Source organism: Clostridium pasteurianum BC1 (assembly GCF_000389635.1).
GTDB classification, from domain to species: domain Bacteria; phylum Bacillota; class Clostridia; order Clostridiales; family Clostridiaceae; genus Clostridium_I; species Clostridium_I pasteurianum_A.
Map to the genome: position 1 here is coordinate 4,161,822 of NC_021182.1, position 15,306 is coordinate 4,177,127.

At 33.1% G+C, this 15,306-nt stretch carries 14 protein-coding genes and 1 riboswitch; of the genes, 1 reads left to right on the top strand and 13 read right to left on the bottom strand.

Going from position 1 to position 15,306, the window contains the following annotated elements; translation table 11 throughout:
• Positions 1-105: 105 nt before the first annotated feature.
• The 4 genes from CLOPA_RS19365 to cobT are packed head-to-tail and all read right to left on the bottom strand — an operon-like array spanning position 106 to position 3,046.
• The gene (locus CLOPA_RS19365; protein WP_015617123.1) at positions 106-696 is read right to left on the bottom strand and encodes a histidine phosphatase family protein; all 591 of its coding nucleotides are present in this window, start codon (positions 694-696) and stop codon (positions 106-108) included.
• Positions 693-1,430: an adenosylcobinamide-GDP ribazoletransferase gene (gene cobS, locus CLOPA_RS19370; RefSeq protein ID WP_015617124.1), complete on the bottom strand. Its 738-nt coding sequence runs from the start codon at positions 1,428-1,430 to the stop codon at positions 693-695. The genes CLOPA_RS19365 and cobS overlap by 4 nt, the downstream gene beginning before the upstream one ends.
• A gap of 1 nt (position 1,431) precedes the next feature.
• Entirely contained in the window at positions 1,432-1,974 is a 543-nt protein-coding gene (cobU, locus tag CLOPA_RS19375; RefSeq protein WP_015617125.1) for a bifunctional adenosylcobinamide kinase/adenosylcobinamide-phosphate guanylyltransferase, read from the bottom strand.
• Between the two features lie 4 nt (positions 1,975-1,978).
• On the bottom strand, positions 1,979-3,046 hold the full coding sequence (gene cobT, locus CLOPA_RS19380; RefSeq protein WP_015617126.1) for a nicotinate-nucleotide--dimethylbenzimidazole phosphoribosyltransferase: 1,068 nt from the start codon (positions 3,044-3,046) through the stop codon (positions 1,979-1,981).
• A gap of 364 nt (positions 3,047-3,410) precedes the next feature.
• Here cobT and CLOPA_RS19385 point away from each other — a divergent pair, with 364 nt between their 5' ends.
• Complete coding sequence (locus CLOPA_RS19385; RefSeq protein WP_015617127.1) at positions 3,411-4,586, top strand: M20 family metallopeptidase; 1,176 nt, start codon at positions 3,411-3,413, stop codon at positions 4,584-4,586.
• Positions 4,587-4,791: 205 nt separating this feature from the next.
• On the opposite strand, the gene CLOPA_RS19390 is transcribed toward CLOPA_RS19385, so the two are convergent.
• The 9 genes from CLOPA_RS19390 to CLOPA_RS19425 form a co-directional block, all read right to left on the bottom strand.
• Entirely contained in the window at positions 4,792-6,603 is a 1,812-nt protein-coding gene (locus CLOPA_RS19390; RefSeq protein WP_051115705.1) for an ABC transporter ATP-binding protein, read from the bottom strand.
• 28 nt (positions 6,604-6,631) lie between these two features.
• On the bottom strand, positions 6,632-7,888 hold the full coding sequence (locus tag CLOPA_RS19395; RefSeq protein WP_347460021.1) for an ABC transporter ATP-binding protein: 1,257 nt from the start codon (positions 7,886-7,888) through the stop codon (positions 6,632-6,634).
• Positions 7,889-7,925: 37 nt separating this feature from the next.
• On the bottom strand, positions 7,926-8,378 hold the full coding sequence (locus tag CLOPA_RS26680) for an ABC transporter transmembrane domain-containing protein (RefSeq protein ID WP_347460022.1): 453 nt from the start codon (positions 8,376-8,378) through the stop codon (positions 7,926-7,928).
• 142 nt (positions 8,379-8,520) lie between these two features.
• A complete protein-coding gene (locus CLOPA_RS19400; RefSeq protein ID WP_015617129.1) occupies positions 8,521-9,975 on the bottom strand; it encodes an MDR family MFS transporter in 1,455 nt (484 codons plus the stop codon).
• A gap of 563 nt (positions 9,976-10,538) precedes the next feature.
• Positions 10,539-11,897, bottom strand: a complete 1,359-nt coding sequence (locus CLOPA_RS19405) for a PFL family protein (protein ID WP_015617130.1) — start codon at positions 11,895-11,897, stop codon at positions 10,539-10,541.
• Positions 11,898-11,917: 20 nt separating this feature from the next.
• A complete protein-coding gene (locus tag CLOPA_RS19410) occupies positions 11,918-12,187 on the bottom strand; it encodes an ACT domain-containing protein (protein ID WP_015617131.1) in 270 nt (89 codons plus the stop codon).
• A gap of 178 nt (positions 12,188-12,365) precedes the next feature.
• A riboswitch (glycine riboswitch) is annotated at positions 12,366-12,456 on the bottom strand.
• Between the two features lie 171 nt (positions 12,457-12,627).
• Complete coding sequence (locus tag CLOPA_RS19415; protein ID WP_015617132.1) at positions 12,628-13,230, bottom strand: thiamine phosphate synthase; 603 nt, start codon at positions 13,228-13,230, stop codon at positions 12,628-12,630.
• Positions 13,231-13,232: 2 nt separating this feature from the next.
• Entirely contained in the window at positions 13,233-14,342 is a 1,110-nt protein-coding gene (thiH, locus tag CLOPA_RS19420; RefSeq protein WP_015617133.1) for a 2-iminoacetate synthase ThiH, read from the bottom strand.
• Between the two features lie 11 nt (positions 14,343-14,353).
• A complete protein-coding gene (locus CLOPA_RS19425) occupies positions 14,354-15,118 on the bottom strand; it encodes a thiazole synthase (RefSeq protein WP_015617134.1) in 765 nt (254 codons plus the stop codon).
• Positions 15,119-15,306 lie beyond the last annotated feature (188 nt).

Genomic DNA, 15,306 nt, shown 5'->3' on the forward strand with positions numbered 1-15,306 from the left:
TTAACTTTCTAAAATATATATTACTACAGTATAGTTGATTAGTCAACCATCGATAAAAATTTTTCTTCATACTTTTAGATTAACTTTAAATCTGTAATAGTTCATTTACAAAACATCCACTATATTATCTATACAATTTATTGCTTTAATATACATATACCCATCCTCTATTGAAATCACAGAAGCAGTCCCATGCATAACTTTAAATTTATAAAAATAATCATATTGGTTAAAAACCAAAGATAGAGCACAGGCAATTACTCCACCGTGAGTAACTACAAGTATATCACCCTTCTTACTGCCTACCTCTTCAATAAAGACTTTGGTTCTATTGAAAACCTCCGCTAAGCTTTCTCCTTTTGGTATGCTGTAATTCAGTACATCCTGTGCCCATGCCTTGCTTTCATTTGCATATTTGCTTTCTATTTGGCAATAGTTTAACCCTTCAAATATTCCAAAATTCATTTCAGAAAGCCTGCTATCTATTTTATAATTTTCAGCTAGTAATTTCGTGGTTTGAACAGCTCTTTTTAAAGGGCTGCTGTAAACTTCGTGAAATTTTATTTTTTGCAGATGCTTTTTTATACTCTTTATTTCTTCTATTCCCTTCTGAGATATTTCTGAATCAATTACACCTGCGTATACATGTTTATGATTTAATTCAGTACTACCATGTCTTATAAAAACTATATTCATCTCATCAATACAAGAAATACTGTAAGAGCCACTATTTCACTTAGCTCGCAGTTAGCTCCATACACATCTCCTGTAACCCCTCCTATTATTTTATAAGAATACTTCATAAACAGCAGTGAAAAAATGATTGCTACAAATAATGCTGCTAAAAAAGCGTATTTACTAATAATCACTCCAATAAGAATCAATATTAAAAGTGTTATAGCAAAAAATAATTTTGAATTTTTACTCATAAATATCTCTCCCATACCACCCGGCCTTGCAGACCTCCCAAAGGAAAGCAGCATTGCAATCATAGTCCTTCCTATGCCGCAGGAAAGAATGAGCGCTGGTATTGCTACTTCAATAGTCATGCTTTTTAACAAAACATATTTAAACAATATATCAAATACTATGGAAATAACTCCAAAGCTTCCCACTCTGCTGTCCTTCATGATTTCAAGCACCCTCTCCCTGCCCCTTGAAGAGAAAAAGCCATCACAGGTATCAGAAAGTCCATCCATATGAAGTCCTCCAGTAACTATTATCAGACTTAAAACTGCCCCAGCTGCTGCAAAGTCCTTATTAAAAAAACTCAATAAATAATATACTATGGCTGCTATTCCACCTATTATCATTCCTATTATTGAAAAAAAAGCAGGAGTTTTAGCAAGATTTTTCTTATGAAAATCCACTTGTATATTTACTGGCAGCCTTGTTAAAAATTGAAGTCCAAGTATAAACGCTTTAAGCATATTATTTTATCCTCCTTGGTATGCCACAGGTTACAAGATAGACTTCTGTAGAGAGTCTAGCAATTTTCTGATTTATTCTTCCAATTATGTCTCTATAAACTCTTGCTACATGATTTTCAGGTACTATAGAGTAACCAACTTCATTTGTAACCATAACCAGATTACCGTCTATAGCTTTAATTTTATCTATAAGAGCAATTATTTCACCTTCAACCTTTTCTTCTACTTCCTGTTGTTTTTCTAACGGTATTATCTCACAGTCCCTGGTAATATCAAACATAATGTTTGAACTCATAACTGTAATACAATCTAAAATATAATTTTTTTTGTCTTTGACTGCCCTTTCAATATTATAGCTGCCTTCATAGGTAATCCACTCTGCCGGTCTTGATTTTTTATGCCTTTCTATCCTTTGCTCCATCTCCTCATCATATATTTTTGCTGTAGCTATGTATACAACCTCTTTAATTCCATCAAATATGGATTCTGCAAAACTGCTTTTTCCACTTCTAGCTCCACCAGTAACTAAAATTATTCTCCCCATGTCATCACCTTATATCTACTAAATAATCTGTTTCCATTTTTAATTCCTGAAAGGTCTTCATATTATTCATTATAGCCAAAGAGGCATCTATTATATTAAAAGCCAGTGGGCATCCTGAACCTTCACCAAGCCTCATTTCCATATGTAAAAATGGCTTTATATTGAGTTCCTTCATTATATGTGCTGCTCCAGGCTCCATTGATAAATGAGATGGAAACATAAATTCTCTAGCATTTTTATTCAGCCTGTATGCACAAATGGCTGCCACAGAGGCTATAAAGCCATCTATAACAATTGGTACTCTATTTTTAGCTGCGCCTAAAAAGCATCCGCATAGTCCAGCAATATCAAATCCACCTACCTTTGATAATACATCTATTACATCACTTTTATCTGGCCTGTTAAGTATAATAGATTCTCTTATAACATTTTTTTTATTTTCAAGCATTTCATCCGTAATACCGGAGCCCTTTCCACAAACATATTGTAAATCAATATCTAAAAGTACATTTAATACTGCTGCACTGGTAGAAGTATTACCAATTCCCATTTCTCCTGTACCAAAAATATCATAGCCCTTCTTCACTAAATCATCAACTATTTCTATACCAGTTTCTATAGCTGTAATTGCTTGATTTCTAGTCATTGCCGGGCCCTTTTTCATATTTTTAGTTCCATGGGCAATCTTTTTATTAATTATGGCATGGTTGTTAAAATTATAATCTACTCCTATATCCACAACAGTTATATCAGCTTTTTCCTGTGCTGAAAGCACACAGACACCTGATAAACCTTTAGTAAAATTTTCCGTTACAATAGCTGTTAAGTTTTTAGGGCAGGAACTAACCCCCTCCTCCACTACACCATTGTCAGCACACATTATGATTGTATTTTTCTTTTTTATACTATTTTTAATTTTTCCTGTTATTCCAGCCATTCTCCAGGCTATTTCTTCGAGTCCACCAAGACTTCCAATAGGCTTTGCCAAAGAATCAAGTCTTTTCTTTGCAAGAATAACTTTTTCACCATATAGTGGCGTTATATTTTCTAATGTTTCAGTTAATAAATCCATAAATCCTCCAATAAACAAAACGACTCCAATTTTTATCTCATGACTAGCTGCTGTAATATTCCTCTGCTTTTCTAAAGGTGGAAAGACCAGTAGCATGTCCCTGGATAATTCATCTAACTTATGTTGGGGTACAGCCCCCCATCAAGTAGCCTTTATTAATATCTGATTATATGCACACTGATATTTTAATGTCAATATAAAACTTAACTTTTTATTTTTACCAACTCTTTTATCATATTAAAACTGTCAGTATTGTAGTATAATTAAATTATGAAATCCATTAACATCAATGATAATCTATGTGCTATTGTCTTATAATCAATAATAATATTGTTAATTTAACAAACGATTGGGGATGAAATAAATGAATATTAAAAATATTGCGCCAAAATACAAGGATTATATAATAGAACTAAGAAGACATTTTCATAAATATCCTGAGCCAAGCTTACAGGAATTTGAAACTTCCAAAAAGATAAGAAGTGAACTTGATAAATTGGGAATACCCTATAAGGTGTCCAGCAGCACTGGTACAGGCATACTAGCAACAATTGAAGGTGGTAAAGAAGGTAAAACTATTGCTCTACGTGCAGATATAGATGCCTTACCTATTGCTGAGTGTAACCTGATAGATTATAAATCAAAAGTTTCAGGATATATGCATGCTTGTGGTCATGATGGTCATATGGCTTCATTGCTTGGAGCTGCACGAATACTAAAAGAAATACAAGAAGAACTGAGCGGTACAGTTAAACTCATATTTCAGCCAGGTGAAGAAGCTGGGAGCGGAGCTAAAACTTTAGTTACTGAAGGCTTTTTAGATGGAGTAGATAGTGTATTTGGGATACATCTAATTCCCGATATAGACTGTGGAAAAATATCCATTGAGGGTGGTCCAAGAATGGCATCCTCAGATAAATTTAAAATAACTGTAAAGGGTAAAAGTGGTCATGGTGCAAAGCCAAATTTGGCCGTAGATGCCTTAGTTGTAGCTTCTGCCATAGTTTTAAATTTACAATCTATTGTAAGTAGAGAAGTAGATCCTCTAGAGCCATTAGTAGTAAGTATAGGTACCTTTACCGCTGGAACTCAATACAATATAATAGCAGATACTGCGGTATTACATGGTACCACTAGATGTTTTAATAATGAAATAAGAAAAAATATTCCTCATGATTTGAAACGAATAATCCAAAGTACAGCAAGGTCTTACAAAGCAGAAGCAGAATTAGAATATGATTTTACTGTTCCTCCAGTAATAAATGATTATACCCTAGCATTAATTGGTAGGCATGCTGTAGAAGAAATATTATCAAGAGATGCTATAGCTGATAAAATGACATTTTTAATATCAGAAGATTTTTCAGAATATCTTCAAGAGGTTCCAGGTGTCTTTGCACTAGTTGGTGCAAGAAATCCTGAAAAAGATGCAATTTATTCTCTGCACAATGATAGATTCAATATAGATGAAGATGCTCTACAGATATCAAGTAGTCTATATGCTGAATATGCTTATGAATATTTAGAAAATTCAAAGTAGTGAGAAAAAATCTCCTTCACTTTTGGCTTTAGCCAAATCTATCACTTTTAACCAGCTAAGTAACGTTAAAGATTTCACCTTTCACGAAGTGAAATCTTTAACGTTTTGTGGCTGTAAAATCCCATGTTTTTCGGGACTTTACAGCACAAAAGCTTTCACTGGTTAATGAGCAGAAACTTTCAAGTTAGTACGCAACTTTCTTAATTTACTCATAATCATCTCTATTGTTAAACTGACTAAAATACATATTGTAATGTATGCCTTTCTCCTCTATAAGTTTCTCATGGTTTCCCTGTTCAACAATTTCTCCATGGTCTATTACCATAATAATATCTGCATCACGGATAGTACTTAATCTATGGGCTATAATAAAGCTGGTTCTTCCTTTCATAAGTTTTATCATTGCCTGCTGTATTCTCATCTCAGTTCTAGTATCTACACTGCTGGTGGCCTCATCTAAAATTAGTATAGCCGGATTTGACAGTATTGCCCTGGCAATAGCTAAGAGCTGTCTCTGTCCTTGACTTAAATTGCTTCCACTCTCCAATAATACAGTATCATATCCCCCAGGTAGCTCCCTTATAAAAGCATCTGCATTTGCCATAATGGCTGCTCTCTCTATTTCTTCATCAGAGGCATCCAGTTTTCCATATTTAATATTTTCTTTTATAGTTCCTGTAAACAAATAAGTATCCTGAAGTACTATACCAAAACATTTTCTAAGACTATCTCTTGTATATTCCCTTATATCTATACCATCAATTAATATCTTTCCTTCAGAAACATCATAAAACCTAGTAAGTAAATTCACAATAGTAGTCTTTCCTGCTCCTGTAGGTCCTACTAAAGCAATACTGCTTCCTGCTTTTGCTTCAAAGCTAACATCTTTAAGTATTTTTATATCCTTACGGTAAGCAAAGCTGACTCCTTCAAATATTACATTGCCTTCAGGGCTATCTAATACTTTAGCATTTGCAATATCTCCCATTTCATTTTTCTCATCTAATATATCAAATACTCTCTCTGCCCCTGCTATTGCCGATTGAAGAGTATTGAATACACTTGCTAAATCATTTAATGGTCTTGAAAATTGTCTTGAATAACTTAAAAAGCTAGCTATAATACCTACTGTAATAATATTTTTTACCGCCAGTATTCCACCCACGCCTGCCACTACTGCAAAACCCACATTATTAATTACATTCATTAGAGGCATTAAATATCCAGACCATATCTGTGCTTTTAAAGCTACTGTACATAAATTATCATTAATTTTTTCAAATTTTTCTATTTCCTTATTTTCATGATTAAAGGCCTTTACTATATGAATTCCTGAAATGGCCTCTTCTATCTGGCCATTTAACCTTCCCAATTCTTTCTGCTGGCTTTTAAATAAAAAGCTAGTATTTTTAGCTATGGCTCTAGTAAGCAAAAACACTAGTGGTACTGTAATCATACTGGCTAAAGTAAGTAAGGGGCTAAGTATAATCATCATAATCAATGAACCTAAGATAGTAATTGCACCAGACATTAACTGTGTTGTTGATTGGGATATAGTACTATTTACATTATCTATATCATTAGATAGTCTACTCATAATTTCACCATGAGTATTTATATCAAAAAATGCTATAGGAAGTTTCTGAAGTTTTTCGAAAAGAGCCGCTCTCATATTTTTTACTATACGCTGGGCAGCTCCAGCCATAACCCAGCCCTGAATAAAAGTTAATATGGCATCAGAGAAATATGATACTATCAATGCAATTAAAATTATTTCCATCATTTTAAAATTTACTTTATTGTTAATGGACATAGCATCAATGGCCTTACCAATAAAATAAGGAACCATTAATGTTACTACAGCATCAATAATTATAAGTACAAATATAATTGTCAATAATTTCCTCTCTTTTCCAAAATAAGACCATAATTTTTTTAGAGTTCTTTTGAAATTTTTGGGTTTTTCTACGGGGCCCATATTTCTTCTTCCACCACGCCTTGGTCCCATACCAGGCATATTAACATTTTCTCTTCTAACATCTTTATTATTCTCTGACAATAGAGGTCAACTCCTTTACCATTTGAGAATTAAAAATATCCTTATATATATCACAGCTTTTCATAAGTTCTTCATGTTTTCCAATAGCTTTTATTTTACCCTCATCAAGTACAATTATCTTATCTGCTCCCATTACAGAAGTAATACGCTGAGCAATTATTATACAGGTAAGTCCTTGGGAATATCTTTTCAATCCTCTTCTTATACTGTCTTCTGTAGTAACATCTACAGCACTAGTGGAATCATCAAGTATAAGTATTTCAGGTTTTTTAATTAATGCCCTGGCTATAGAAACACGCTGTTTTTGTCCTCCAGAAAAATTCACTCCCCCTTGCCCAAGCCTTGTATCATATTGCTCTGGAAAACTTGAGATGAATTCATCTGCCATAGAAATTTTTGCAGCTTCTCTCACTTCCTCAAGTGTGGCATCTCCCCTACCCCATCTTACATTATCTATAACTGTTCCCGTAAACAATATAGTTTTCTGCGGGACTATGGCTATTTTATCCATCAATATGTCTTTGTCTATATATTTTATATCAACACCATCAACCTTTATACTGCCGGACTTAACATCATAAAAACGTGGAATAAGATTAACCAAAGTAGTTTTTCCTGAACCTGTAGCCCCAATAATCCCTACAGTTTCTCCAGGCATACAAGTAAAACTAATATCCTTCATAACTGCTTTACTTTGATTGTTATAGGAAAAATACACATGTTCAAAATCCACTCTTCCCCTGTACTTAAATTTTTTATGCTGATTATCTTTATTGTATAGTAGAGTACTTTCTTCCATAAATACTTCTCCTATACGTTCTGCTGAGGCTCTAGCTCTTACAAAGGTATTGAACACCATAGATATAATCATTATTGAAAATAGTATCTGAGTCATATAATTTATAAAGGCTATTATCTGACCCACCTGCATATTACCTCTATTCACATTAACTGCACCAATCCACAGTATTGCTATTATTCCAATATTCACAACAATGGCATTGATTGGTGAGAATACTGCCATTATACGCATAGCTGTAGTGGACAGACCACTATATTCCTCATTGACTTTTCTAAATCTGTTTGTTTCATAATTAAATCTATTAAAAGCTTTAACTACTCTTACGCCAGATAAATATTCTCTCATTATGCTGTTAACATTATCTAAAGCTCTCTGTACCTTTACAAAATACGGGTATCCTATATTCATATTAGAAAATATAAGTATGGCAACTACAGGCAATACACCAGCTAAAACTACAGAAAGCTTAATATTAAGCCTAACTAACAGCCATAATAATGCTCCCTATGCATACAATAGGGGATTTTACGAAGATTCTCATAAGTCCATTGGCGAAATTTTGCAATTGCGTTACATCATTTGTAATTCTTGTTATAAGTGAAGCCTGAGAAAATCTGTCTACATTATCAAAGGAAAATCCCTGTATCTTTTTAAATAGATCTAATCTTATGTCTGCTGAAAATTTTTGAGAAATACTGCTGGATAAGAAATTACGGCCACAGGCTGCCAAAGCACCTAATGCAGTAATCATAAGCATTACTGCTCCCATCTTAAGCACATAATCCATTTGTCTATTTACTACACCTACATCTACTATTTTTGACATTATAGTAGGCTGCATAAGGTCACAGCCTGCCTCTAAAGTAAGAAATGCTATTGCCAAGCAAAATCCCTTCCAATACTTTTTAAAATACTTCTTTAAAAATTCCATTCACTGCACCTCTTTTTAATTGATGAAGAAACAACTTATTATACATTCCTATTAAATGATTTAGAGGTATGTAATTATCAATAATAATTTAAACTAAATTTACTAATAAACCTCAGTATACATGATGTAAAATACTAGATGATCATTTTGTAGATGATATCTTATTATGCGGAAGCATAAAAGATAATATCAAGCCTATTATAGCAGCAGCTACTAATATCAGGAAAACTACATGCATACCGTAATTTAGAGATTCTCTTATCTCATTAATAGGAATCCCTCTCTTGGTTTCATTTGAATTATATAGACTATTAGGATCAATATTTTTTATTCCCAATCCATAAAAATATTTTATGATATTAAGATTGAATACAATTCCAAAAACGGCTACCCCTACGGTTTGTCCTATAGTTCGCAATAATGAATTTGAAGCAGTGGCCGCTCCTCTTTTATTATAATCCACAGATTCTTGCACTATTATTGTCAAGGTTGTAAAAGCTCCCCCAAAGCCGAATCCCATAAGAGATGTATATAATATAACTAGCGTCAAAGAAGCCTTTAGATACAATGTACCTAAAAGTATGCAGCTGAAAAATAAAACCATAGATGATATACATACCATTGCTTTTTTACCATATACATCAATAATTTTTGATAATATAAAAGATGACAAAAGCCATGCAACAGAAACAGGTGCCATAGCTAGACCCGAAATTACCGCACTAAAACCTAAAACACTCTGTATATATAAAGGCATATATGCATCTAAAGCTATTAGAATAGCAGAAGCTAATAAACTAATAAAATTAGCGATTATATTGGCTTTAGTAAAAATTTCAAAAGGTACAATAGGTTCTTTTGCCTTTTTTTCAACACGGTAAAATATAAATAAAAAGATACTGGTTACAACTAAAGAAAGGATTAAAGACATCGAATACCCTTTAGTAGTATTTGAAATGGAGAAAACACCATATAAAAATATTATAATAGATAAGGATAATGTTATTATGCCTAAAAAATCTATAGTAATTTTACTTTTTTCAAGACTCTCCTTTAAATTTTTTTGTAAAAGGATTATAGACATTATACCAAAGGGGATATTTATAAAAAAAATCCAATGCCAGGACAGATATTGGATTAAAAATCCACCTAAAAATGGCCCACCTATACTTGCTATACCCCAAACTGTACTCAGCCAGCCTTGAACTCTTGCTCTTTCAGAAAGAGTAAATAAATCACCAACTATAGTATAAGTTACTGTGAATATAGCTCCAGCACCTATACCCTGTATAGCTCTAAATACTATGAGATCATACATAGTTTGTGAAAATCCACATAAAGAGCTTCCAATTAAAAAAATTATAATACCTGAAGTGAGGGTATTTTTTCTTCCATATAAGTCAGATAATTTTCCGTATATAGGGGTAGAAATTGCTGAAGTCAATAAGTACATAGAAAAAACTAAGCTTATTTCACTGAAACCATTCAATTCTTTAACAATAGTTGGTACAGCTGTAGTTACCACGGTTCCTTCCACTGCTCCTAAAAACATTGCCACCATTAATGCTATGATTATATTACTCTTTTTTGTATTCATACTTACATATCATCCTTTATTTATTAGTCATCCAAAAACAAATAAGCTAAAATAGATACATTTCTTTTACTTAGGCATGTTCAAAAAATAAACTAGTCAGTATGCTAGCCTATTTTGAATCCTTCTACGTCAGCAGAACCCTCAAATAGCTTACTATTTTCGGAACCTGTTTCCTTGTAGGATTCAAAATATTCGTCGCATCTTTGACTTCTTATTTATTTTCACATGCCTTACATGAAATTCTTTATAGCTATGTAATGAGAAATTCTTGTGAAAATATATTTTGTATACTCTGCCATATTTGCCTATGCAGTGACAAATTACCTCCATTATAAAGCAACACTTACTTTAACCAATATTACTAATAAAAATATAATTTAAATTTACAGTTGATATGTCAACAGTATTATTGTATCATTTGAAAATGCTGCTGCCAAGTTAAAGTTAGGCATATGAAAATAAATCTTAGTATTTATTTTCATATGCCTTAAATAAAAACTGTCTTATAATAAAAAAACAATTTTTATTATAAGACAGTTAATTTTATAAGCTTAAAATAGTTTCTAATTCTTAAAACTGTGAATTGGTGAAGGTATTCTTCCACCTCTTGCAACGAAATCTTCACTGGAGAACTTGCTTACAGCCATTACTGGTGCAGCTCCCAAAAGTCCACCAAATTCTACTCTGTCTCCCACATCTTTTCCATAGACAGGTATTACTCTTACTGCTGTAGTCTTGTTGTTTACTACTCCAATGGCCGCTTCATCAGCAATAATTCCAGAAATGGTTGCTGCTGGTGTATCACCAGGGATAGCAATCATATCAAGGCCTACTGAGCAAACACAAGTCATAGCCTCAAGCTTCTCTATATTTAATGCACCAATTTCTACCGCATTTATCATACCTTCGTCTTCACTTACAGGAATGAAAGCACCACTTAATCCCCCAACGTGAGAAGATGCCATTATTCCACCCTTTTTAACTGCATCGTTAAGCATAGCTAGTGCAGCAGTTGTACCAGGACAACCACAAGCCTCAAGACCAATTTCCTCTAGTATTCTAGCTACACTATCACCAACTGCCGGAGTAGGTGCTAAAGATAAATCTACTATTCCAAAAGGTATATCAAGTCTCTTTGACGCCTCAGTAGCAACTAATTGGCCAGCTCTAGTTATCTTAAAAGCAGTTTTCTTTATAGTCTCAGCTATTACATCAAATTTTTCACCTCTCACATTTTCCAAAGCAGATTTTATAACTCCAGGTCCACTAACACCTACATTTATTATACACTCTGCTTCTCCAACACCGTGAAAAGCTCCCGCCATAAACGGATTATCTTCTACTGCATTGGCGAAGATTACTAGCTTTGCACAGCCAATGCTTCCATTATCTTTTGTAAGATAAGCTGCCTGTTTTACTATTTCTCCCATATCCCTTACAGCATTCATGTTTATTCCAACTTTTGAAGTCCCAACATTTACTGAAGAACAAACTCTTTCTGTAACTGCCAATGCTTCTGGAATGGATTTTATAAGTATTCTATCTCCATTAGTACAGCCTTTATGTACCAGTGCAGAGAATCCACCTATAAAGTTAACGCCCACTGTTTTTGCAGCTTCATCCATTATCTTTGCATATTCCACATAATCTGTATCACCGCTGCTTTGAGCAATCAATGCCATAGGAGTTACAGATATTCTCTTATGTATTATTGGAATTCCGTATTCCAGTTCTATTTGTTCACCTATTTTAACCAGATTTTCGGCTTTTCTTGTTATCTTATCGTATATCTTCTGTCTTGATTTTTTACCATCGGAATCACAGCAATCCAAAAGTGATATACCCATAGTTATTGTTCTAATATCAAGATTTTCTTTTTCGATCATATTTATGGTTTCAAGTATGTCTTTGTTATTAATCATTTCTTCAATTCTCCAATCTATTATACTTCGTGCATGGATCTAAATATTTCCTCACGTTGAAGTTTAATTGAAACTCCAAGTTTGCCAGCTTCAATATCAAGCTTTTCTTTAAGTTCTTTAGCATCTATTTCCATTTCAGATAGATCCACAAACATTATCATCGTAAAATAGTTTTGCAAAAGAGTTTGATTTATATCCATAATATTTATTTTATTTTCTGATAATATTGAAGTTATACCTTGAATAATACCTATTTTGTCTTCTCCGATTACTGTAATAAATGATTTCATTTTAACAAATTCCTCCTGAATAATGAATTTTATTAATAAGCAATAAACTCAAAAGAATTAATATGTAGAAATAAAAAAAGACTAAATTTAAAATTAGTCTCTGAGAAGCGTGAAAATTTAAGAACAACTTCATATGTGAGAATTAAAAGTATCTATATCACATAGACGATTTCTTTAACATATAATCTCCGTTCTTTTACCTGAGAGTTTCACTAAAAATTTTAGTTTTCCCCTTCGGTGCTCCTTTGAGTCTCTCCAGAGTCTCGTCCAATAGCGGTTTAAATAATTATCCCACTACCTTCATTCGACTTATTAAATTGTCTAACCTATTCTAACACAATACAATTACATAAAGCAATAAAAAAAACAAATTTTACAAAGAAAAATGCATATATTCGCATTATATACATTTTTCTTTGTAAAAATATGCATTTTCTTTTCTAATAATTGTCAATAGCCTCTTTCATATTATAAACAGTTTCTTCTGGATTTTCAGCTTCCATAACAGAAGACATGAGAGCTGCACCTTTAGCTCCTGCTCTTAAAATACTATCTATATTATTAAGCTCTATTCCACCTATGGCAATTACCGGCAAAGATACATCACTGCAAATTTCATTTAAAAATTCTATTCCTCTACCTGGAAGTCCGGCTTTACAAGCTGTATTAAATATATGGCCAGCTAAAACATAATTTGCTCCTATATCATAAACCTTTTTTGCTTCTTCTAAAGAATGTATGGAAACCCCCTTTAGCTTATCATAAGCTTTATCAAAATCTAAAAATGTATTGTAACTCAGTTGAATACCATCTGCTTTACATTTAACAGCAACATTGTAATCTCCATTAATCACTAGTGGAATTCTATCCATAACAACTTCCTGCATTTTAACTGCTAAACTATAAAGTTCTTTAGAAGAAAGGTCTTTTTCTCTTAGAATAATAGCATCTGCGCCGCCTTTTACTATAGCCTCTGTCACATTAATTAGATTTCCATCTTTTATAAGCTTTCTATTAGTAACTACAAATAGTTTTCTATCCATAACTAAACGTACTCCCAATCTTTCATAACAGGGCAGTACCCTTTAGCCTTCAGCATATCACTTATTTCCTTCACACTTCTTTTATCTGATATTTCAAACTGTTTTTCCCCTTGATCTTCAGCCTTACAAGAGTGACCGCCAACTTCTGTAGAAACACCAGCAGAAATTTTAGTTACTCCCAAAGGTATAAGATTGTCCCTCAATTCAGCCGCTTCTCTGGTAGTCACATTTATTCCTGATCTCTTGAGAAATATTTTAAAGGCCAACATTATCTGTACTAAATTTCTATCATTTACATCTTTAATATCGGTAAAGCTTCCTGCATGCGGTCTAATTCTTGGTACAGACATACTTATTTCCATGTAGGGAAACATATCCTGTATATATCTTGCATGAAGTCCAGAAAAATAAGCTTCTTTCCTCCAGTTATCAAGGCCATAAAGAGCACCTACTCCCATTCCTCTTATACCTGCTCTGGCAGCTCTTTCTGGCGTTTCTACTCTATATCTGTAATTCTTTTTAGGTCCTGCTAGATGAATTTCATCATATTTCTTCATATCGTAGGTTTCCTGATATATGGTAAGTGAATCTACTCCAGCTTCTACAAGCTCTCGATATTCATCTTCCTCTAAAGGATATATCTCAATACAGATGGAACTAAAATATTTTTTCAATAATTTTACAGCGTCCTTTATATAGGATACTGGACTGTGAAATCTTGATTCTCCAGTTAGAAGAATTATATGCCTTAAACCAGATGCATGTATTGCCTTTGCTTCCTTTTCGATTTCTTCCATGTTAAGTTTTTTTCTATGAACATCATTTTCAACATTATAGCCACAGTATGCACATTTATTAACGCAATAATTAGCTATATATATAGGTGTATACAAGGTGACTGCTTTACCAAAATTATTAATTGCAATTTTATGAGCCTTTTGTGCCATAGGTTCAATAAATTTTTCTGCCGCCGGTGAAAGTAAACATATGAAATCATTTTTATCTAAGGTATCCTTACTTAGAACATATTTCACCTGTTCTTCAGTTACACTATTGAAAAAACCATCAAAATCATAATCTTGTAGTTTACTGGCTACATCAAAAAAACTCATTATCCCATCTCCTATCTTAAAAATCCTGTTAATGGTGAGGATGCCTCAGCATAACTTTTTTCCACACCCAATTTTGCCAAATAACCTTTTCTTCCACTTTCAACGGCAAGCTTAAAGGCTTCTGCCATAAGAGCAGGATCTCCAGCTGTTGCCAGTGCTGTATTAACAAGTACTGCTGATGCTCCCATTTCCATAGCTAGAACAGCATCAGATGGTTTTCCTATTCCTGCATCTACTACTATAGGCAAATCTATTTCTTCTATTAAAATTCTAATCATCTCTTTTGTTCTAATCCCCCTATTGCTTCCTATAGGAGAACCTAATGGCATTATTGCTGCTGCACCTGCTTCCAGCATTCTTCTTGCATCTGGTAAGTCAGGATTCATATATGGTAAAACAACAAAGCCTTCCTTTGCCAGTACTTCTGTAGCTTTTATAGTTTCTAAATTATCTGGAAGAAGGTATTTATTATCTGAAATAACTTCTATCTTTACCCAGTTTCCACAGCCAGCTGCTTTACCTATTCTAGCCAATCTAATAGCTTCTTCTGCATTTCTTGCGCCTGAAGTATTAGGCATTATTATAGAATCCTTACCTAAATAGTTTAGAATATTTTCTGCTTCAGAATCAAAGTCTACCCTTCTAAGCGCTGCAGTAATTACCCCAGCTCCACTCTTTTCTAATAATTCAGGTATGATTTTATTTGAAGAATATTTTCCACTGCCAATAAACAGTCTGCTTTTTAACTCTCTCCCGCCAATAATAAGTTCGTCCATTTTAATTATCTCCTCACTTTAGGCATCTGAAAATAAATAACAAGTTAAAGAAGCTAGTTATTTTTTTAAGATGCCTTAATTAATTTGAATACATCCATCTTAAAAACATTAAATAAATGTAATATATTAATTTTAATATTATCTAATGACAACATGCCAAGTTATATATTAAATAAGAAATACTCCAA

What these genes read in the sequence shown, in the direction of transcription:
- thiH (WP_015617133.1), bottom strand. Translation starts at nt 14,342, where the DNA reads ATGAGTTTTTTTGATGTAGCCAGTAAACTACAAGATTATGATTTTGAT.
- CLOPA_RS19405 (WP_015617130.1), bottom strand. Translation starts at nt 11,897, where the DNA reads ATGATTAATAACAAAGACATACTTGAAACCATAAATATGATCGAAAAA.
- CLOPA_RS19390 (WP_051115705.1), bottom strand. Translation starts at nt 6,603, where the DNA reads ATGCCTGGTATGGGACCAAGGCGTGGTGGAAGAAGAAATATGGGCCCC.
- CLOPA_RS19410 (WP_015617131.1), bottom strand. Translation starts at nt 12,187, where the DNA reads ATGAAATCATTTATTACAGTAATCGGAGAAGACAAAATAGGTATTATT.
- CLOPA_RS19385 (WP_015617127.1), top strand. Translation starts at nt 3,411, where the DNA reads ATGAATATTAAAAATATTGCGCCAAAATACAAGGATTATATAATAGAA.
- cobU (WP_015617125.1), bottom strand. Translation starts at nt 1,974, where the DNA reads ATGGGGAGAATAATTTTAGTTACTGGTGGAGCTAGAAGTGGAAAAAGC.
- CLOPA_RS19365 (WP_015617123.1), bottom strand. Translation starts at nt 696, where the DNA reads ATGAATATAGTTTTTATAAGACATGGTAGTACTGAATTAAATCATAAA.
- cobT (WP_015617126.1), bottom strand. Translation starts at nt 3,046, where the DNA reads ATGGATTTATTAACTGAAACATTAGAAAATATAACGCCACTATATGGT.
- CLOPA_RS19415 (WP_015617132.1), bottom strand. Translation starts at nt 13,230, where the DNA reads ATGGATAGAAAACTATTTGTAGTTACTAATAGAAAGCTTATAAAAGAT.
- CLOPA_RS19425 (WP_015617134.1), bottom strand. Translation starts at nt 15,118, where the DNA reads ATGGACGAACTTATTATTGGCGGGAGAGAGTTAAAAAGCAGACTGTTT.
- CLOPA_RS19400 (WP_015617129.1), bottom strand. Translation starts at nt 9,975, where the DNA reads ATGAATACAAAAAAGAGTAATATAATCATAGCATTAATGGTGGCAATG.
- CLOPA_RS26680 (WP_347460022.1), bottom strand. Translation starts at nt 8,378, where the DNA reads ATGGAATTTTTAAAGAAGTATTTTAAAAAGTATTGGAAGGGATTTTGC.
- cobS (WP_015617124.1), bottom strand. Translation starts at nt 1,430, where the DNA reads ATGCTTAAAGCGTTTATACTTGGACTTCAATTTTTAACAAGGCTGCCA.